This is a genomic window from Photorhabdus akhurstii, from assembly GCF_018448925.1.
GTDB classification, from domain to species: Bacteria; Pseudomonadota; Gammaproteobacteria; order Enterobacterales; family Enterobacteriaceae; genus Photorhabdus; species Photorhabdus akhurstii.
In genome coordinates, this window is record NZ_RCWE01000008.1 from 160,677 (window position 1) to 179,410 (window position 18,734).

Genomic DNA, 18,734 nt, shown 5'->3' on the forward strand with positions numbered 1-18,734 from the left:
CTTCTTCAAGGAAAGAAGCTTCGTTAGTCTTATTGTTCATATTTTCCTTTTTACGAATGAATTTCTATTTATAGAACGATAATCTACAGCAGTGAATGATCCTCCAAGGATTATCTGCACTGATATCTTTTTAGAGTAATTGAAATATAGATTGAAGTAAAACATACCATTAGCAGAGCTTAAAGCAGCGAAGTTACTTTTTGTTTTACAATGTTATTAAATAGTTATACCTGCTTGGAGAATTCTTGTGGAGAAAAAAGATTGGCACCCGGCCGATATTATTGCTGCATTAAGGAAGAAAGGAACGTCATTGGCTGCCGTTTCTCGGGAAGCTGGACTGGCATCGTCAACATTATCCAATGCTTTACAGCGTCCTTGGCACAAAGGTGAGACAATCATTGCGAATGCATTGGGACAGAAGCCTGATGAAATCTGGCCTTCCCGTTATCAGAAAAGAAGGAGGGGATATTGATCTCGAAGAGAAAAAATATGGTGGCTGCTATAGGAGCCATAAAAGCAACGCTCTGAAAGTGAAGCAACACAATCAGAGCGTCTGACCACAACATTATGGGAATTAATGCTATGGCTAATATGAATAGTAACATATCCTCATACTCAAAGCGTTATACATTTAACGCGCAATCTAATGTAGAAACCGAAGCACATACCTTGCTTACAGACTTTTCTTTGGTTTTAATTTTTTCTAAATCAATTGAGAAGCAATATTATGCACAGTAGCATCCCAGACATTCTCGACGACAGTAATATACCTGATCTGGATATCTTATGGTCTGCCATGTCGGATGCAATTGCATCACTGGATTTTTCATGTATTAGCGATACTGTACTGTGTCAGTTAATTGAATCATCCAAAGAAAATACTATGGGCATGTGTCATGGTGTAACTTTTCTTGGTGACTCAATGTTGTCGTTTGCCAGTAATAACATCCATGAATTTACGCCAGAGAGTTTGTGTCAGCTCGGGCATAGCCTAGAGGCATTGAGTTCTCTATTACCGATGTTGTTTACTTTGCATGAAAAAGCGAGTGGTGAATGTCACCGTAGGGCTTTGAAAAACGAAATAAAATAGTTTTTTCAAATGAAACCGGAAAATTTTTGGATGGTTTTCCGGTTTAAAGGCATAAATTATCGCCGACAGGGTATTCGATATTGTCGATACTCATCGGGTCGATTTTTCCCCTTCCCAGGGTCTGAGGTGGTACCGGGATGTCGTCACCGTGCACTTTTCCTGGCATACCGACGCAGTGTCTTATACAACGGCTCCAGCAGTTTGCTGACTGCCCCTGATCAGCAACCCAGCGTGATGCGGCAGGGGCTTCTGTTCAGACATTTTTTCGTTAACATTGCTGAGTAAGCCCCGGAGACAAGTGAGGCTGAGTTGTTGCGGCCTGGTAGGATGAAATAAGGGAGCCAGACAGGCATATGTTGGCTGGGTATGGCATATTGGGCACCTTTCCATATTTTGAGGAAAAGAAAACAATGCGTCATCATAAATTACGGCTGTAGTACTAAGTTCCCACATAGCTTAAGTATAATTCCCACTAATCCCGATTAATTTCTTTAAATTTCTGGATCGTGTGTTTGATGGCTTGTTCTGTTGGCAAACGCTCCATTGAACTGGCACCATAGAACCCATGACAATTGGGACAATGAGCCATAATATAGGCGACATCTTCCGGTTCCAAAATTGGGCCGCCGTGACATAACGTAATAATGTCATTTCGGATAGTTTTAGCTGCCGAAGCACAAGCGTTAATGATTGGTATACAAGATTTCAGATCATATGATGTATTAGCACTAATATCACCGCCAGTGGTTAGCCCCAGATGTACGACGATGATATCAGCACCTGCTTGTACCATAGCCTCAGCCTCTTTTGCATTGAAAACATAAGGAGTGGTAATCATTCCTTTTTTATGTGCCAGGCGGATTAGCTTCACCTCCAGTGCATAGCCCATGCCTGTTTCTTCCAGGTTTTTTCTGAACTTTCCATCAATCAGTCCTACTGTTGGGAAGTTCTGAATACCAGCAAAACCTTGTGCTTTCAGTTCATCCAGGAAAAGAGATAAATTACAGAATGGATCAGTGCCGCAGACACCCGCCAATACAGGTGTTTCCTTAACTATCGGCAATATTTCATTACCCATTTCTCTGACAATTTCATTTGCATTACCGTATGGCATTAATCCGGCCAATGATCCTCTGCCAGCCATTCTGAAGCGCCCAGAATTATATACGATAATGAGGTCTGCCCCTCCTGCTTCCTCGCAACGCGCCGAAAGACCCGTGCCTGCACTCGCTCCAATAATAGTTTCGTTACGTTCGACTTTTTGTTTTAGAGTTTCAATAATCTGATTATATTTTTTCTTCATAAGAGATTCCCTGGTGTTCTATAATTTCCTTGAGTTGTTGTATTACAAGAGTACAAAATTGTGGTGAATTGATGTGAAAAGGTGTTTTTATAACTTTTCGCAATTCTGTTTGTTTTATTGTTTTTTTTAATCCATGACAGAAAGCCTGTGTTGATGCAGGTAAATAAAAAGGTTGTTCAGGGCAATCTAGCGCAGAGAATCCGCCTTCCGGAATAATGAATCGAATAGGTCCATTACACTTGTTAAGTTTGTTCCCTATCCAGATACCAAGCTGATAGTTTTCTTCAGGTGTGGTTCGCATCAATGTCACCTGAGAATTATGCTCAAAAAATATCCTGTTGCTGTAGTGTTCTGGGATCGTGTTCTTTGCACCAAAGTTAACTATGTCCAAAGCACCAGCACTGCCGATCCACGGAATGCTTTTTTTTGCAATGACGTCTAAACGTGTGTCAGGACAACTCAAAACACCCCCAAATAACAGATCGGAAATTTCTGTTAATGTAATATCTAAAACACAAACCAATTTGCCATCCTTAGCCAATTTTTCCATGCTTGTTCCACCATTGCCGGTAGCATGAAAAGCCAGGCAATCGTATTGAGTATTTAACTCATTAGTGAGCTGATTAATGCACGGAGTCGTTATACCAAACATCGTTAACCCTAAAGCGGGTTTATGAATATCAGCCAATGGCGTAAAGTAATTGACAGAGCCGGCCATCATGTTTGCAGCATTAGACAAGACTGAACGAGAAATACGGTTGAGTCCGTTGAGATCGGTTACCGTATACAGCATGGCAATATCGCTGTCCCTAACGTAGGCTGAGACATTCCCTGACGCCATCGTTGATACCATGATTTTAGGCAACCCGATCGGCAGGCTTTGCATAGCCGGAGTAATCAGTGCTGTTCCGCCTGAGCCTCCGATACCAATCACCCCCGCGATATCGTCTATTGAGCTGTTCAGGAAATTCGTGAGGGCGACAGACATTGCGGTTATCGCTTTATTCCGCACGCCACAAAAAACGGGATCAGCGCCAGCGGGGTGATACTCAGCCACCTGAAGTGAATGAATATCTATCTTTTTATTCTGATGATTTTTCCCAGGAATTGATGTAGACACATCAATGATGATTGAATTAACTCCTGCGAGGTGTAAACAATGTTTCAACCAGACCAGCTCGTCCAGTTTTGTGTCTGCTGTGCCAACGACAACCACAAATCGCGTCATAGTGTTCACCTCATGTGGCATACTTAGTTCAAAGACTAATGTAAACCTATTGTAATATTTTACAACATGCAAGTTATTTTTTATCATTAGTGATATTTATTACTGTGAATGCTATCCGGTTAAAATTTTAAGGGGTTTAAATGATTCTGTTTGATGAAGAAAATCTGTCGCCAGTCCGGCGTCGTACCCTGGAACGTATCACTCATTCAGCTCTGAAGTTATATCGTGAAAAAAAATTTCCGTCTCCTGAAGAGATTGCTAATGAAGCTGAATATGCAAAGGCCACGTTGCGCAGCTACTTTTCAACCCACAGTGATTTTGTCGAATATGTTGTAAAACAAGTCATTGGCTCATTCGTTATTCCCCCTATGGGCAATGATGCAGAGGACAATATTGAGAAATTATTAAGATGGGGTTATGAAGAAATAGAAGCCAATGAGGCACTGATGAGGGATGCTTTACGTATTTCTCAGTTACGTTGGCAGGAATCTTTATCCGGTGAAGATAACCACAAACGACCTGTTTTGAAGAAAAAAAGTAACCGTAAAGAGACACTTTCTACGGCGTTAGCGCCTCTAAAAGGTCAGCTTAAAGATGACACAATACATAAGATTATTATGTTGATTTCAGTTTTATATGGTACAGAGGCTATGACTATTCTGAAAGATACTTTTGGTTTAGAAAATGATGACATCATCAACTTAACGAGTTGGGCCGCAAAGTTGATTGTTCGGCAGGCCATTAATGAAGAGTTAAAGTAATCAGAAGATCATTTTTTAACATAAAGGGTAAACCGGGCATGAGGCCCGGTAAAAGTTTCTTTTGGTGCCGATAACTTCTGTCACCAATCTTTTTATTAGATATAATTTGAGTTCTGGATAAAAAATTGAACTAAATGCCTGTTCGAAAAACAGAGTTTTCGGCCAAGAAAATTAAAGTGATTATGTAAAGGTCATACCATCTGTCTCTTCGCAGACGCTGACAACGGTGGTGAACAAACAGCCCTTCTGTACAGTCTTATCGGTACCTATCGGCTAAATAAAGTGGATCCAGAGGTCTGGCTACGCCATGTCATCGGTCATATCGCGGGTTGGCCTGCAAACCGGATGCATGAACTGGTCGATCTCACTTCTTAGCCACCGTCAATACAGTCTGAATGCGCCGCTTACATTGAGGGAGCGGGAGTATTTGAATATTCATCACTATCAATAAATCAGAGTCATTACCAAAGAAAGCGCTACCGACCTTGATTAAGAGGTATAAATAAAGGTTCAAAGGTAGCGCTTAAATTATATTTACAACTTTCTTATGTAAATTTTTAAAAGAGTTTTAACCAACCCTGGATTATTAATAACAACAACATCTTTTTCCTCATTATATGCGACAAGGATACGATAAAATTCTTGATTTATATTACACGTCAATGTAATAAGACCCGATAAGGGTTATAAACATTCTTTAGCTACTTTTTCAAGGATCACCTCATATAAAGAAGTTGCCAGAACTGATATAAATAAGATTCCAAAATAGCGCTACACCTTATACCACTCATAATTCCATGTATAACAACAGGTTGGATAAGGCTATGTGTAGCAGAATTATGAAACGCTATTTATACATAGCTTGATCTAATGAAACCTGTTTTTTTATATTGTCTCCTCTGAATACACAAAAATCATAGTGGATTAAAATTAGGACTGGATAGCATATCGACTATTATCATGAGTTCTGTTATTCAAATAATTTCGAAAATTTCACTTAATGAGATCCTCATCTTTATTAAAATATCGGCTGGGCCAAATTTCTGAAGGATGTACTCCTAATCTGTCCGCAATAATCCTCTCCCCTTTAGGCCACCGGCGTATTAATGCATTAGATAGTGTCGATGGGCTCAGTCCCGATTCTCGTGATAATGCGGCAAGTGTTGTGCCGCGTTTACGCAATGCAGCAATAATATCTGCCGGATGCCAGTCATTTTGAGTCGTTATCATCTCTGTTTACTTCCCCTAATTGAGTTGTGGTGGCTATTCAAATAGGATACATGAATCAGTGTTCATTTCTGGCAAGCAAAACCAAAACCTCTCCCGCCAGAACCGCTATGAAAAGGCTAATAACAGACACATCGGCAAAAAATTTCTTACCAATGTCCATGAACACAGGACCATGATTCCTAGTTATTTATCAAATTACTATTACTAAAAAACGTCCTTGTCATTCATGAACATTACTGTTGCAAGTAATGTTTTGCGTTATTACCCTGCCAAAATAATTTTCATTTTGATTCCAAAAAGTTTTTCACTTTATTATGAGATACGCTGGGATTATTGGTGAATTTTAAGGACAAGACTAAAACTGAGCATCTTTTTTCAAAGTGAACAATGTCTTTATGCCCTGAAATACAGGAACGTTCAATCCCAAAAATATAGGCCAATCCCGATGGTTTCATCAATGGATCTCGCCTGAGCCGTTTTAAAATTTCTTTCTGATTATCTGACATATCAAATCATTAAAACCCTTATTCTTACATGGATATTTTTATTTCATTGATGATCAACAGTAAAGACAGTTTTTTATTTTAATTAGAATAAAAATCGTAAATTTCATTAAAGGGATTTCATATTAACAAGTACGTTCAGCTTGTTTCCACACTTTATTTCTTATTAATTTAGGTTCAACAATCAAACTTAACTCACAGGCAATAGTCCGAACAACAGCCAAATAATCTTTAATGTTAGTCTGATTAATGCACGGAGTTGTCACACCAAACATCGTCAACCCTAAAGCGGGTTTATGAATATCAGCCAATGGCGTAAAATAATTGACAGAGCCGACCATCATATTTGCAGCATTAGACAAGACTGAACGAGAAATACGGTTGAGTCCGTTGAGATCGGTTACCGTATAAAGCATGGTAATATCGCTGGCCCTCACGTAGGCCGAGACATTCCCTGACGTCATCGCTGATACCATGATTTTAGGCAACCCGATCGGCAGGCTTTGCATAGCCGGAGTGATCAGCGTTGTTCCGCCGATACCAATCATCCCCGCGATATCGTCGATTGAGCTGTTCAGGAAATTCGTGAGGGCGACAGACATCGTGGTTATTGCTTTATTCCGCACGTCACAAAAAACAGTGTCAGCGCCAGCGGGATGATACTCAGCCACCGGAAGTGAATGAATATCTATCTTTTTATTCTGATAATTTTTCCCAGGAATTGATGTAAACACATCAATGATGATTGAATCAACACCTGTGAGGTATAAACAACATTTCAACCAGACCAGCTCGCCCAGTTTTGTGTCTGCTGTGCCAACGACAACCACAAATCGCGTCATAGTGTTCACCCTATGTGGTATACCTAGTTCAAAGACGAATGTAAACCTATTGTAATATTTTACAACATGCAAGTTATTTTTTATCATTAGTGATATTTTTTATTGTGAATGCTATACGGTTAAAACTTTAAGGGGGTTAAATGATTCTGTTTGATGAAGAAAATCTGTCGCCAGTCCGGCGTCGTACCCTGGAACGTATCACTCATTCAGCTCTGAAGTTATATCGTGAAAAAAAATTTCCGTCTCCTGAAGAGATTGCTAATGAAGCTGAATATGCAAAGGTCACGTTGCGCAGCTACTTTTCAACCCACAGTGATTTTGTCGAATATGTTGTAAAACAAGTCATTGGATCATTCGTTATCCCCCCGATGGGTGATGACGCAGAGGACAATATTGAGAAATTATTAAGATGGGGTTATGAAGAAATAGAAGCCAATGAGGCACTGATGAGGGATGCCTTACGCATTTCTCAGTTACGCTGGCAGGAGTCTTTATCCGGTGAAGATAACGACAAACAACCTGTTTTGAAGAAAAAAAGTAACCGTAAAGAGACACTTTCTACGGCGTTAGCGCCTCTAAAAGGTCAGCTTAAAGATGACACAATACATAAGATTATTATGTTGATTTCAGTTTTATATGGTACAGAGGCCATGACTATTCTGAAAGATACTTTTGGTTTAGAAAATGATGAAATTATCAACTTAACGAGTTGGGCCGCAAAGTTGATTGTTCGGCAGGTCATTAATGAGGAGCTAAAATAATCCGAAGGCCATTTTTTAACACTAGGGTAAAGAAACGGGAGTGTTAGAAATTCTGTGTCATTCCAGTAATATATCTCAAAAAGGAATGATAAATGACTCAATCTTTCGATTTCGACAAAGCCCTGAAAGAAACCGGGCACGAGGCCCGGTAAAAGTTTCTTTTGGTGTATGGGATTGGGCATTTTGTGAGTGGTTATGTAATGTTCCAGTCATCTCACCTTGCAATGCCCGTAGCTCTTTGGCAACAGCAACACATTGCTCTGTGCCGGTACAGCTTGTTGTTCTCTCTGCGTGTTTTCGCGACTTTTTAGCCTGTAAGCCACTTTTCTCAGACGTAATGAACTGCTCCTTTTAAATGCCGGATGATTATCTAACATTTGGGGAGCAGTTCACATGGATGGGATTTTACTTTAGGCAGTAATAATAATTTATTGTCGAAGTGACAATGTTTTTCACTGTTTCCTTTTCTAAAATAATATCAGTAATATGTGGTTTTAGTATTTCCTCCCAATGATATCCAACATCATCATTACCATTTAAAACACTCAGTTTTGAACCTAAGATTCTTATCATACTGCCATTAGATACAGCAAAAACATAACAACAGTCATTTTCTAAATTATATGTAGATGCTTGATATTTGTAAGAAGTAACAAAATCGTCTGATACTTCTTTCCCTGGTTCAGCCCGTTCAGGCAACATTGTTTTTAACATAGAGAAGTAAGCTTCTTTTTTTTCCATATTAAAAATATTATTATTTTCAACAGGTAATGCCAAAGCATTCCCATCAGATAAACACAGGATATCTCCTCCTAATGTTGCTACTTTCGCACTATTTGGATACAGCTTTCCATCTATACAAAAATGAAATAAGCCATTTCTATATCCATTTTCTGTACTCCAATCAGATAAATACTCTATAAGTATGGCAAAATGATTTGGATCACCAAAAATCATAATTATCTCCATTTTTCTGGTAAACCAAGTTTCTTTTTAACGTCTGATGGAACGTCGCTCTTGCTTAATGCCGCACTTTTATCACCTGTACTACCGGACCAATGCCACGTACCATCATTAGTATTGGTAAATTGATGTACATTACCATCACTATCCAATGCGTATCTTTTTTTACCACTTGCAACTGAATTGCCAAACAATTCGACCGAATTTTTAGGTTCAGTCCCGGCATTACGGTGATAACCTATTTGTCCTGGGGTATGTTTAGGGTTTGATTTATACACTAATCCATTATTAGTTGTCACAGGATCAGGAACCGGTATAGGGCTTCCCTTTATTCCTTTTGCTCCAGCCTTACTGATCCCTCCGGCCACCCCCGCAGACGCCGCAATTCCCGTCTGCCCCATAATCTTCACGATTTCCTGGGTGGTTTCTTCTGAGCCGCCGGTGACTTGGGCACGATGGAGCACCAAATTCCGTGATGCGTCAATATTTGACATCGCACCGCGTAAATCTGCCCATTCCCGCACTTCTGCCGGCGTAAGGGAATCCAGCCCCTGCATTCTGGCTTTTTCCTGAATTTCGCCTATCCGGGCACTGTAGTCACCTTGCAATGCCCGCAGCTCTTTGGCAACGGCAACGCACTGGTCAGCGCCTGAACACGTTGCTATCCGCTCCTGAACTTTGTCATATTCCTGCCGATATTTATCCCTGACAGTCGCACGACAACTGGTATCATCCTGATAATTAACCAGTTCCTCACTTCTTGAACGATTCTGGTCAACGCTTAGATGATTATTGTCTACAACAACTCTTTATGATTTCAGTTCAGTATTAATAGATGCTCCTGTTTTTTTCATTACTAAATCCTCTGCTAACGGTAGGTCTCTAATTAATTTTTCTATTGTTCCTCTAGGATATCGTTCTTCTTGGAATGTTTTTTCATAATTTGTTGTATAAATAAGACGATCTTCATCGCCATCAAAACCCAACCAAAAAATAAAGCCATAATCTGATAATTCAGAGGATAATGAGATAAAGTTCTCCAGTTCTCCTTCAGAAAAATCTAAATCAGACAATGGGATATTCCCAACATCTCGCAAGTTCTTGCGCATTCCGTCTTCAAGGCTCTCTTTTAGTTCAGATATCACCATGTATAGATCCATTGTTACTCCTTTCCCTGGAACTAATGTGTCATTAATTATAAAATTAAACATTCCACTCGGTGAACACAGGACATCAATTTGCTCAATATGGATAGCAATTTGATAAGGATCTCCAATAATCATTTTATTTTCCACCCTTCTTGTTTTTGTAACCTAGACTTCACCTTTCCAGTTAATTCCAATTTATTTTTTGAGTCTCCAGTACTACCAGACCAATGGTAAACACCTGTATTATTTGGTGAAAATCTATGGATATGTCCATTGGAGTCTTTAGCATATCTATGTTTATCAGAATCTATAGATACTGAACCTTCAAAAATGCTCAAAGAGTCTCGTGGTTCAATACCAGCATTCGGTCTGAACCCTTGAGCTCCAGGTGTATGCTTAGAGTTAGATTCAATTTTTAGTCCATTACCTGCAACTGTCGTTTCGGGAATAGGTAATCTGTTATCCCGTCCTTCGGCCAAATAAGCTAAATTATCTTTCGTTGTTCCATCAGGAATTGGGGTCACCGTCGTATTACCACCTACATCCGGCTTACCTTCCGTATTGCCGGTATGATTTGGTGTAATGTCAGACCGATTTTCCTCATTGCCTGTATGGTTCGGTATACTACCCGGCTTTAACTGTTGGTTTCCACCGGTATGATTAGGGTATTTCCTTATATCGTCAGACTGATTACCACCTGTATGTGTTGGCAGATTAGCGGGATCAACAACTTGAGTGTATTTATCCTGAAGTGTATTTAGGTAACTCTGTGTGATTTCATCATTTCCCATCATCTGAAGCATAATCAGATGGTCTAAGTCTTCTGAAGAAATCTTATCAGCAATTTCCTTTGCGACTATTCCGGTTATACCCGCCTTAACGCCTATCTCCAGGACTTTTTCTGTCACTTTGGCTCGACACGGAGCAGCTATTGCACACCCTTCTGTTACCAGTTTTCCCAGGAAATTATTATCGGTAACAACGCATTCCATTGCGAAGTTGACCGCCGACCCCGATTTTTTCTAAAATAATCAGTCTATGCCCCGATGCGCTTTTTCAGTTCAGCAGGTCACGTACTAAAAATACGGATGATGCCGAAGTTAGGCCATATTAGCTTCCAGATGAAATTGCCCGGAAATTAGGATTCGGGTAAGTTCAATTATTCAATAAATGTTCCTTAGCTTTTGATAAAGCATATTGAAGCCAATCAAGATCAACTATCCTAGCATTAGGAGAAAATTCCACTTTGATGTTTTCAAGTCCCTCCTCTTGTTGCAAAAGAGCAAAAAACTCTCCATTACAATAAATTTCAGCTATTAAACATTCATAATCTACATCACTTGCTACGACAATTTTTAATTGATATTTATTATTCATCATGGCTCCAAAAATCCGCGGAAGTTACCCTGAGTATCAAATCTTGCACCACGACCATCCGATGCTATTACATCGAAACCACCAAAACGATTACCCTCTTGAACCTTAGCTCCTGGTGTTTTGATTATTCCATCCAAAATTTTTTGTCCTTGCTGGTTGATCTGTTCTGGATTTCCTTTAGCAACAGGGAATGCGCTACCTTCACGGCTTCCATGCTTCTGCAAGGCTCTACCAGCAACAGTTAAATTTCCTGCTTTAGCTGCCGGATCAATTTTAGTTCCTGTTTTAGCAAGTTCGGTTACCTCTAATTTACCAAATTTTCCTGCATCTATTGTTTGGACAATAGGCTTATTAAATATACTTTTGGTTGCATTAACCGCTACAGCTTCTGTTTGTGCCGTAGCAGCTTCTGCGGCTGTTTTGCCCACACCGATTACGCCAGCGGCACCCACACCACCCGGTGTTAATGCTTCAGCGACCTGAATACCCGCATTGTTCAGGCAGATTGTCGGAGCAGCTTTACATCCTTCCAGTGCTGCTCGTGCCATCGCAGCAATTTCAGGCGTAGCGGCCACAATTTGGGCCCCCCGGCTACTGCCATTCCACCCACAGAGACAATTAGATTTCCATTAGCTATACCTTTAGCAACATTACTTTTGCAAGCCGTATCACAGTCCGGTGTTTTAGCCAACCAAAATCCCAAGTCTGACCCGGCTGCTGCACCTAGGGCATTATTCTCAGCAACAACTTTCTCTGTCGTGAAGTCTGACGCCGAACCTGATTTTTTCTAATGCACTCAGTCAGTTACAAACCATTTTTCCCAGTGCGGTTTGATGCTTGACCAACAACGCCCCGATGCGATTTTTGAGCCTCATAAGCTATTTTGCTTTGATGCTGTTAAAAGGCAGTGAGTTAAATGGTTGAATAATATTCGAATGCTTTTGAAATTATTTCATTAACTTCACTCTTATAAAGAATAGCCTCTTTGATATCAGGATTAGTGATCGTTTCCCAAAAACCATTCCCATGTTCGTCTTGCTTTAATTCACTATACTTAGCGCCAAGTATCCTAACCATATCACCATGAGAAACAGCAAAAACAACAAAACCAGCATCATTAATATTTTCTGTTGACGCTTGATATTGATAAGATTGCTCAAAATTTTCGGGCTCATCTTGTCCTATCAACTCTGGAGAAATCATTCCTAACATAAAGTTAAAAGCATCTTTAGTTCCTTTTTCAAACAACGCTTTATTTTCCTGAAAAGAAAATAAAGCATTAGTATTGTCTTTCAATGAAAAAACATCTACCCAAAGGGTAGATGTCCTTATTTCTTCAGGGAAAAAAAAACCATCAATACAAAAATGGAAAAGTCCATTTTTATAAGTATCATCACTCCATTCTGGAAGATGTTGTATTAACACTGCAAAACGATATGGATCACCAAAAATCATTTTTATCTCCATTTTCCGGACAAACCAAGTTGTTTTTTGACTTCATTAGGAATGTCATTTTTATTCAATGGATTTTTTACATCACCGGTACTTCCATTCCAGTGATATTCCCCATTGGTCCCTTCGAACCGATGAACATTACCTTTTTCGTCCTTAGCAAATCTAACTTCTTTATTACCATAATTTTTGGAGCTTGGAATTGAATTTTCAAAAAGTTTCAATGAGTCTTTTGGTTCTATTCCCGCATTACGGCGATTTCCATCACCACCAAGAGTATGTTTAGGATTTGATTTATAAACTAACCCATTATTTGCTGTCACTGGATTAGGTACTGGTACAGCACTTCCCTTGACTCCTTTTGCTCCTGCTTTACTGATCCCTCCGGCCACTCCCGCAGACGCAGCAATTCCCGTTTGACCCATAATCTTCACGATTTCCTGGGTGGTTTCTTCTGAGCCGCCGGTGACTTGGGCACGATGGAGCACCAAATTCCGTGATGCGTCAATATTTGACATGGCACCCCGTAAATCTGCCCATTCCCGCACTTCTGCTGGAGTGAGGGAATCCAGCCCCTGCATTCTGGCTTTTTCCTGAATTTCGCCTATTCGTGCGCTGTAATCACCTTGCAATGCCCGCAGTTCTTTGGCAACAGCAACGCACTGGTCAGCGCCTGAACACGTTGCTATCCGTTCCTGAACCTTGTCATACTCCTGCCGATATTTATCCCTAACGGCAGAGCGGCAACTGCTATCACCCTGACAATTAACCAGTTCCTCACTGCGCGATTGATTCTTCTCCACACTTAGGTGATTGTTATCGACAACAACTTTCTCTGTCGTGAAGTCTGACGCCGAACCCAGTTTTTTTATAATTATATCATTCAGTTACAATCAGTTTTGCCCTATGTGGTTTAGTACCTTGCCTACAATGCCCCGACGCGACTTTTTAGCCAGTAAGCCACTTTTCTCAAACATAATGAACTGCCCCTTTTAAAGGTTGGGTGATTGTCTAACATTTGGGGGGCAGTTCATAAATCTGGGATCTTTATTAGTGTAGTATATGGGTGAAAAAATCATCAATATCAATCAAGTATCGCCATTCTCCCTTATTTGTATATAAGGATAATTCATAATTTTCACCTGATTTTCCAATATATATTTCAGGGAAATTAACACCTCGTGCAGCGAATTTAAAACAATGGCTTGCTCGATACTCGAACATCATATCTATAAGACTTTCATTATCCACATCTATTTTTTCGTAAAATTCATGTATGTAATAAGCAATAGAGTCAATACTACAATTATGATCAGGCAGATCAACATAGCGGATATTAGATTCATTATCTTTCATCCATAAAATAAACTCAGACACATTGACTTTCCCATGAAAAATAGAAAATTTTTCTTTATCTTTATATAAAAGAAGGTTAATAAGCTTGCCTTCATCATATGATGATATTTCATCTAACAATACAATTCTTAATTTATACATCATCATTTTCCTTTAATCATTTTATTATACTCAGATTTACTGATATCACCTCTAGAGAGAAATTCTCGTAGTACTTTCGGAGGGGCTTCGTTGCCAGGTATTGGATAACCATGCCAACCACCGGCATTGTCTGGCTGAAACTCATATAATTTTCCGTCAGCTATACCATAACGTTGCTTTCCACCTTGAATAGAATTATTCAAAACTTCTTGGGCTTTTGAATTAGTTAAGTCCATTGGTGTACCCCAACCTCCAAGAGCATGTTTAGGGCTAGGGACGTATTCATTACTATCAGATAAATAGATTAGCTCATCTTTCGTTGGCCCATCAGGAATTGGGGTCACCGTCGTATTACCACCTACATCCGGCTTACCTTCCGTATTGCCGGTATGATTTGGTGTAATGTCAGACCGATTTTCCTCATTGCCTGTATGGTTCGGTATACTACCCGGCTTTAACTGTTGGTTTCCACCGGTATGATTAGGGTATTTCCTTATATCGTCAGACTGATTACCACCTGTATGTGTTGGCAGATTAGCGGGATCAACAACTTGAGTGTATTTATCCTGAAGTGTATTTAGGTAACTCTGTGTGATTTCATCATTTCCCATCATCTGAAGCATAATCAGATGGTCTAAGTCTTCTGAAGAAATCTTATCAGCGATTTCCTTCGCTACCACTCCGGTTATACCCGCCTTAACGCCTATCTCCAGGACTTTCTCTGCCACTTTAGTTCGGCACGGAGCAGCTATTGCACACCCTTCTGTTATTAGTTTACCAAAGAAATTATTGTCAACTGCGTTCTTCCCGGCTTGAGCCCCGGTAACGGCGCTGGCGGTGGAGTCACCAGCAATGCCGCCTGCCAGTCCTGCCGCCAGGGTGGAAAGGGTGCTGATAGTTTGCTTCTGCTCCTCCGTTAACTCACTGACTTTTGCTCCATCGCCGTAAAGTTGCTTTATCAGAACCTGCGCCGCCAGTTCACCGGATGCGGCACCGGCTGCCCCTGACAGGGCATTGTTACCGCTCACCTCCGCCGCCACCGCGCCTAAAATCGCATGGGCCAGCGTGTTAGTGGCGATATCCACCTGATGGGTTTGCGGGTCAGTGGTCAAGTCCTTAATCACTCCTGCCAGATACGGTGAAGCCCCCCCGGCCAGCGCCTGACCGAGGTTGTTGCCCGCTAAGCCCTGAATCGCTGCCGTAGCCGCCTGTAAGGCTTTCTGATAGGTTCCGCCGGTCCCAAAGCCCGAGTCATTCAGCGCCTGTGTGTAAGCGGTGTCATAAACTTGCTTATTGATATCCGCCGAAGTCGGGTGTGGATTGCCACTGTCGACCAGTTTTTTTCTGGCTGCCGCTTTGTCCGGTTCACTGATATGGTCCAGCTTCGCTTTCGCCGCTTTGGTGGCGATAATTTTCCCTTCGGTACTGGCTATCTCGGTCATCTGGGCGCTGATTTCGCCAATCAGTCGCGCCTGTTTCAGCCGTTGCTGCTCTTTTTCCTTGTCAAATATCGGACTGAGGACATTCGCGGCGTTATCGGTATCGCGGCTGAGGGTGGCAACATCCTGCGTCTGGTGCGCCTTATCCCGGATAATCAGGTTGCCGTCGCTGACGGCGGCGTGTGTGGTGGTGCTGTCATGGCCCTGGTTATGGGAACCGCTCAGCCCATTGACCGCCAGATTATTCAGGACCTGACTGGCGGTGGGTTGACCGAGGCTGACGCCCGCGCTTTGCTGCTCAACAGTAAAATCCGCTTGATTTTTAATATCTTTAAAGCCCAGCGTCCCGGTGTTCAGGATGTTGTTGGCTTTGTCGGCGGTACTTGCTATCACCGCGCCGTCCAGTTGGGTGTGGTCGCCGACGTTAACCTGATAGCCGCCTTTGCCGGCAAACAGTCCGGTCTGTTCCTGCACGCTGTCATAGTTGCTGTGGAGTTTATTGCGGCTGGCATTGAGGCTCGCGGTGCCGTTAGTGAGGGGGCCCACGGTGGCGCTGACGCCCGCGCTGGCGTTGTGTTGCTGGCTGTCATAGCGCTGGCTGTCCTGCTCGCTGCTTAATGTCAAATGACGTTTTACCTCGGCGGTAATCTGCTCGCCGCTAACCTGAGCCCCTTTCAGCGTGGTATCCCGGCCACTGTTCAGCCCGACGGTCTGTCCTGCCTGTAACGTGGTGTTAGTGTGACTGACGCCGTTACCGTTTTCATGGCCGGTGCCCCGACTGACATTGGCCGAGACGCTCAGACCGGTGCCCCCCGGTCCCGCAGTCAGGCCCACGCCCAGCGAGCTGCCGTGGCTGCTGTTTTTGCCGGTCGTCTGTTCGGTGTTCTGGCTGGATGAGAGCTGAATATCCCGATTCGCATTGAGTTGCAGGTCTTTACCCGCCTGTAACTGGCTGCCCTGAACGCGGATATCGCCATTCTGGCCTGATGTACCTTTGTCATCCCCTTTGGCGGTTATGGTGAGGTTATCCCCGGCCGTGAGATGGCTGCCCTGTTGAGTGGTCTGGCGGCGCTGCTGTTCTGAACGGGAAGACTGGCGACCGTAAGACAGGCTCACCCCGGCCAGATTATTATTGCCTTTGTCGTCACTGCCCTGAGCCTCCGCCAGTCGGCCTGCCTGCGCCGCTTGCACTCCGCTAAGGGCGGCTTTAGTGTTTTGCAGGGCTTTCACTCGCGGGTCACTTTCAGTGCGGGCGGTTCTGGCTGTTTGCACCGCGCTGTTGACGGCCCCGCCTGCTGTGCCACTCAGCGCCACGGTTAAGCCGCTCTGTTTTTGTTCGGTTTTTGTCGTAGTGTGATTGCGGTTTTCCGCGCTGGTGATATCAACCTGTTGACCGGTCAGCGTCAGGTCTTTACCGGCAATCACCTCGCTGCCGTGAACCCGGAGCTGTTCCCCCGCGTTGAGGGTGACATTGCCCTGGCTGCTGCCGACCGTGCTGCCTTTGCTCAGCTGGCTGTCACTGTCGGTGGTGACTTTCTGGCTGGCTTTGCCTAAGGTGAAGCCAATCCCCCCGGTCCCCATCAGGCCGGATTTTTTCTCCTGCCGCAAATGGGTTTCATCGTGCGCTTCGGCTGCGGTGGTGACGGTGAGCTGATGACCGGCGTTCAGGCTGACATCCTGCGTACCGGCGACATTGCTGCCGCGGATATTGAGGTCTTTACCGGCCTGTAGAGTCACTTTATCGCCACTGAATGTGGTACTGAGCGCCTGCCGGTCATGCACTTCATCGTGGGTTTCCACTGACGATTTCGACAGCCAGCCTTTGCTGGTCTGTTTACTGTGCTCCACTAAGTCGGATGAGGCCGTCCCGGTGGTCAGCGTCAGGTTATGCCCGGCCTGCGCCGTCAGTTGTTGACCGGCGTTGACGTGAGCGGCGGTGGCGTTCAAATCCTGCCCGGCTTGCAGGGTCACATCACCGGCGCCGGTTATCTGGCTGCCGATATCCTGTTGTTGGGTCAGATGGCGATAGTTATCTTTCCCCCAATTCCCTTGCTCTGTGCGGCGCGTGCTTAAGGCGTCCAGCGTCAGGTTATGGCCTGCCGTTATCTCGGTGTGACCGTCTTTACCCGCATTCTTGACGTCACTGGCGGTGAGCTGGACATTGTTAATGGCGCTCAGCGATAAGGCGCCTTTATCGTTCTGCACATAGATGCCTGCCGGACGGTCCAGCCAGCGGTTCGCTTCATCTCCGCGCACGGTCGATGCACTAATGATATCCCGGCCTTTCAGAGTTACCCGGTCATCCCCCTGAATCCGGCCGCCCCGGTTGGTGAGCGTCTGTTGGGTCGTCACATCCACTTTGCCGCCGCGAATAAAGCCGCTGTTGGTCAAATTGTTGGCCGTCAGTTGAGTGATGTCACGCCCGCTAATGGTGCCGCTGTTGGTGATATCGCCCGGACTGTTGAGTGCCACGGTATTTCCGGCCAGCAAAGCGCCGTCACTGCTCAAGTCGCCCTGACGGACACGCGCGTAAACCTGCGGCACAGTCACCACCTCGGTTGTGCCATCCGGCAGGGCCACGGCTTGATTGGTCAGCCAGATAATATCCGAGGTCAGCAACGCCATCTGTGCCGGGCTTAAGGCGACGCCCGGCGTTAATTGCTGCTGTTTGCCAAAAGCGACACCGGCATCCATCAGCGCTTTAAACTGGGCTTCGTCGTTGTTGTAGCCCGGCAGATAGCGCTGGCCGGTCAGTTGGGTGATTTGGTCACGCACCAGACGCTGTTCGTAGAACCCATCGCCCAGGCGTTTGTGAACCAGCGCCGGGTCATGCGTTAACTGTTGCCGCATATAGTCCGAGCCCAGCCACTGTTTATACTGGGTAAATTTCGGGTCGGTCTCGACCAGATAGTGGCTGTCGCTGCCCGGCTGCACGGTATACAGGCTGTTATCCGGCAGGCGAGTATCGGGGGTCACCACGCGTATCACCGGATCGACTGTTTGCCCTTTGACGGTCTCCGGGGGCAATACCAGTGGCTGATTTTTGATACCGTTCACCGGCGTGACCGTCGTGGGGGCAGAATGTATCTGACCGGTCTGTCGGTCTGTAATCGTGATATCGGTGCCCTGTGGACGGGTAT

20 protein-coding genes and 1 pseudogene are annotated in these 18,734 nt (G+C 43.7%); 5 read left to right on the forward strand and 16 right to left on the reverse strand.

What is annotated here, in order from left to right; genetic code table 11:
- The first annotated feature begins 247 nt into the window (after nt 1-247).
- The gene (locus tag EAE93_RS11760) at nt 248-472 is read left to right on the forward strand and encodes a helix-turn-helix domain-containing protein (RefSeq protein WP_415186286.1); all 225 of its coding nucleotides are present in this window, start codon (nt 248-250) and stop codon (nt 470-472) included.
- A gap of 255 nt (nt 473-727) precedes the next feature.
- On the forward strand, nt 728-1,090 hold the full coding sequence (locus tag EAE93_RS11765) for a hypothetical protein (RefSeq protein ID WP_065823520.1): 363 nt from the start codon (nt 728-730) through the stop codon (nt 1,088-1,090).
- Between the two features lie 472 nt (nt 1,091-1,562).
- On the opposite strand, the gene EAE93_RS11770 is transcribed toward EAE93_RS11765, so the two are convergent.
- Both EAE93_RS11770 and EAE93_RS11775 read right to left on the reverse strand, forming a co-directional pair.
- Nucleotides 1,563-2,393, reverse strand: coding sequence for a phosphoenolpyruvate hydrolase family protein (locus EAE93_RS11770; protein WP_214039721.1), 831 nt, complete (start codon nt 2,391-2,393; stop codon nt 1,563-1,565).
- Nucleotides 2,377-3,621 (reverse strand): Tm-1-like ATP-binding domain-containing protein, encoded by a 1,245-nt coding sequence (locus EAE93_RS11775; RefSeq protein ID WP_214039722.1) that lies wholly within the window; start codon nt 3,619-3,621, stop codon nt 2,377-2,379. The genes EAE93_RS11770 and EAE93_RS11775 overlap by 17 nt, the downstream gene beginning before the upstream one ends.
- A 140-nt stretch (nt 3,622-3,761) precedes the next feature.
- Between EAE93_RS11775 and EAE93_RS11780 the strand changes: the two genes are divergently transcribed.
- Together EAE93_RS11780 and EAE93_RS24525 are read left to right on the forward strand one after the other, a co-directional pair.
- Entirely contained in the window at nt 3,762-4,382 is a 621-nt protein-coding gene (locus EAE93_RS11780; protein WP_214039723.1) for a TetR/AcrR family transcriptional regulator, read from the forward strand.
- 204 nt (nt 4,383-4,586) lie between these two features.
- Nucleotides 4,587-4,757: pseudogene (locus EAE93_RS24525) on the forward strand (transposase domain-containing protein); the annotation flags it as partial.
- 618 nt (nt 4,758-5,375) lie between these two features.
- Here EAE93_RS24525 and EAE93_RS11790 read toward each other — a convergent pair.
- The 3 genes from EAE93_RS11790 to EAE93_RS11800 form a co-directional block, all read right to left on the reverse strand.
- On the reverse strand, nt 5,376-5,612 hold the full coding sequence (locus tag EAE93_RS11790) for a helix-turn-helix domain-containing protein (protein ID WP_105399841.1): 237 nt from the start codon (nt 5,610-5,612) through the stop codon (nt 5,376-5,378).
- Nucleotides 5,613-5,893: 281 nt separating this feature from the next.
- On the reverse strand, nt 5,894-6,118 hold the full coding sequence (locus EAE93_RS11795; RefSeq protein ID WP_214039724.1) for a hypothetical protein: 225 nt from the start codon (nt 6,116-6,118) through the stop codon (nt 5,894-5,896).
- A gap of 122 nt (nt 6,119-6,240) precedes the next feature.
- On the reverse strand, nt 6,241-6,957 hold the full coding sequence (locus EAE93_RS11800; protein WP_250150993.1) for a Tm-1-like ATP-binding domain-containing protein: 717 nt from the start codon (nt 6,955-6,957) through the stop codon (nt 6,241-6,243).
- Nucleotides 6,958-7,097: 140 nt separating this feature from the next.
- Here EAE93_RS11800 and EAE93_RS11805 point away from each other — a divergent pair, with 140 nt between their 5' ends.
- On the forward strand, nt 7,098-7,718 hold the full coding sequence (locus EAE93_RS11805) for a TetR/AcrR family transcriptional regulator (RefSeq protein ID WP_214039725.1): 621 nt from the start codon (nt 7,098-7,100) through the stop codon (nt 7,716-7,718).
- A gap of 209 nt (nt 7,719-7,927) precedes the next feature.
- On the opposite strand, the gene EAE93_RS11810 is transcribed toward EAE93_RS11805, so the two are convergent.
- From EAE93_RS11810 to EAE93_RS11860, 11 genes are all read right to left on the reverse strand, one after another.
- Nucleotides 7,928-8,095 carry a hypothetical protein gene (locus tag EAE93_RS11810; RefSeq protein ID WP_181148741.1) on the reverse strand — a complete coding sequence of 56 codons (168 nt, stop codon included), beginning with the start codon at nt 8,093-8,095 and terminating at the stop codon, nt 7,928-7,930.
- A gap of 28 nt (nt 8,096-8,123) precedes the next feature.
- Nucleotides 8,124-8,675 carry an immunity 42 family protein gene (locus EAE93_RS11815; protein WP_065824372.1) on the reverse strand — a complete coding sequence of 184 codons (552 nt, stop codon included), beginning with the start codon at nt 8,673-8,675 and terminating at the stop codon, nt 8,124-8,126.
- 2 nt (nt 8,676-8,677) lie between these two features.
- Nucleotides 8,678-9,289, reverse strand: a complete 612-nt coding sequence (locus tag EAE93_RS11820) for a hypothetical protein (protein WP_250150994.1) — start codon at nt 9,287-9,289, stop codon at nt 8,678-8,680.
- Between the two features lie 201 nt (nt 9,290-9,490).
- Nucleotides 9,491-9,964: an Imm42 family immunity protein gene (locus EAE93_RS11825; protein ID WP_214039726.1), complete on the reverse strand. Its 474-nt coding sequence runs from the start codon at nt 9,962-9,964 to the stop codon at nt 9,491-9,493.
- Complete coding sequence (locus EAE93_RS24530) at nt 9,961-10,821, reverse strand: hypothetical protein (RefSeq protein ID WP_248000793.1); 861 nt, start codon at nt 10,819-10,821, stop codon at nt 9,961-9,963. Before EAE93_RS24530 ends, EAE93_RS11825 begins: the two co-directional genes overlap by 4 nt.
- 163 nt (nt 10,822-10,984) lie before the next feature.
- Complete coding sequence (locus EAE93_RS11835) at nt 10,985-11,206, reverse strand: hypothetical protein (RefSeq protein ID WP_040150370.1); 222 nt, start codon at nt 11,204-11,206, stop codon at nt 10,985-10,987.
- Complete coding sequence (locus EAE93_RS11840; RefSeq protein WP_250150995.1) at nt 11,206-11,781, reverse strand: hypothetical protein; 576 nt, start codon at nt 11,779-11,781, stop codon at nt 11,206-11,208. Before EAE93_RS11840 ends, EAE93_RS11835 begins: the two co-directional genes overlap by 1 nt.
- A 337-nt stretch (nt 11,782-12,118) precedes the next feature.
- On the reverse strand, nt 12,119-12,661 hold the full coding sequence (locus tag EAE93_RS11845) for an immunity 42 family protein (protein ID WP_214039727.1): 543 nt from the start codon (nt 12,659-12,661) through the stop codon (nt 12,119-12,121).
- 2 nt (nt 12,662-12,663) lie between these two features.
- Nucleotides 12,664-13,461, reverse strand: a complete 798-nt coding sequence (locus EAE93_RS11850) for a hemolysin/hemagglutinin-like protein HecA precursor (protein ID WP_332008880.1) — start codon at nt 13,459-13,461, stop codon at nt 12,664-12,666.
- 247 nt (nt 13,462-13,708) lie between these two features.
- A complete protein-coding gene (locus EAE93_RS11855; RefSeq protein WP_214039728.1) occupies nt 13,709-14,155 on the reverse strand; it encodes a hypothetical protein in 447 nt (148 codons plus the stop codon).
- A 2-nt stretch (nt 14,156-14,157) separates the two neighbouring features.
- Nucleotides 14,158-18,734 (reverse strand): hemagglutinin repeat-containing protein (locus EAE93_RS11860; RefSeq protein ID WP_250150996.1); only part of this gene is annotated, 4,577 nt, incomplete at its 5' end.

Coding starts and splice junctions, on each gene's coding strand:
- EAE93_RS11765 (WP_065823520.1), top strand. CDS start 728: ATGCACAGTAGCATCCCAGACATTCTCGACGACAGTAATATACCTGAT.
- EAE93_RS11770 (WP_214039721.1), bottom strand. CDS start 2,393: ATGAAGAAAAAATATAATCAGATTATTGAAACTCTAAAACAAAAAGTC.
- EAE93_RS11775 (WP_214039722.1), bottom strand. CDS start 3,621: ATGACGCGATTTGTGGTTGTCGTTGGCACAGCAGACACAAAACTGGAC.
- EAE93_RS11780 (WP_214039723.1), top strand. CDS start 3,762: ATGATTCTGTTTGATGAAGAAAATCTGTCGCCAGTCCGGCGTCGTACC.
- EAE93_RS11790 (WP_105399841.1), bottom strand. CDS start 5,612: ATGATAACGACTCAAAATGACTGGCATCCGGCAGATATTATTGCTGCA.
- EAE93_RS11795 (WP_214039724.1), bottom strand. CDS start 6,118: ATGTCAGATAATCAGAAAGAAATTTTAAAACGGCTCAGGCGAGATCCA.
- EAE93_RS11800 (WP_250150993.1), bottom strand. CDS start 6,957: ATGACGCGATTTGTGGTTGTCGTTGGCACAGCAGACACAAAACTGGGC.
- EAE93_RS11805 (WP_214039725.1), top strand. CDS start 7,098: ATGATTCTGTTTGATGAAGAAAATCTGTCGCCAGTCCGGCGTCGTACC.
- EAE93_RS11810 (WP_181148741.1), bottom strand. CDS start 8,095: ATGTTAGATAATCATCCGGCATTTAAAAGGAGCAGTTCATTACGTCTG.
- EAE93_RS11815 (WP_065824372.1), bottom strand. CDS start 8,675: ATGATTTTTGGTGATCCAAATCATTTTGCCATACTTATAGAGTATTTA.
- EAE93_RS11825 (WP_214039726.1), bottom strand. CDS start 9,964: ATGATTATTGGAGATCCTTATCAAATTGCTATCCATATTGAGCAAATT.
- EAE93_RS24530 (WP_248000793.1), bottom strand. CDS start 10,821: ATGGAATGCGTTGTTACCGATAATAATTTCCTGGGAAAACTGGTAACA.
- EAE93_RS11835 (WP_040150370.1), bottom strand. CDS start 11,206: ATGAATAATAAATATCAATTAAAAATTGTCGTAGCAAGTGATGTAGAT.
- EAE93_RS11845 (WP_214039727.1), bottom strand. CDS start 12,661: ATGATTTTTGGTGATCCATATCGTTTTGCAGTGTTAATACAACATCTT.
- EAE93_RS11855 (WP_214039728.1), bottom strand. CDS start 14,155: ATGTATAAATTAAGAATTGTATTGTTAGATGAAATATCATCATATGAT.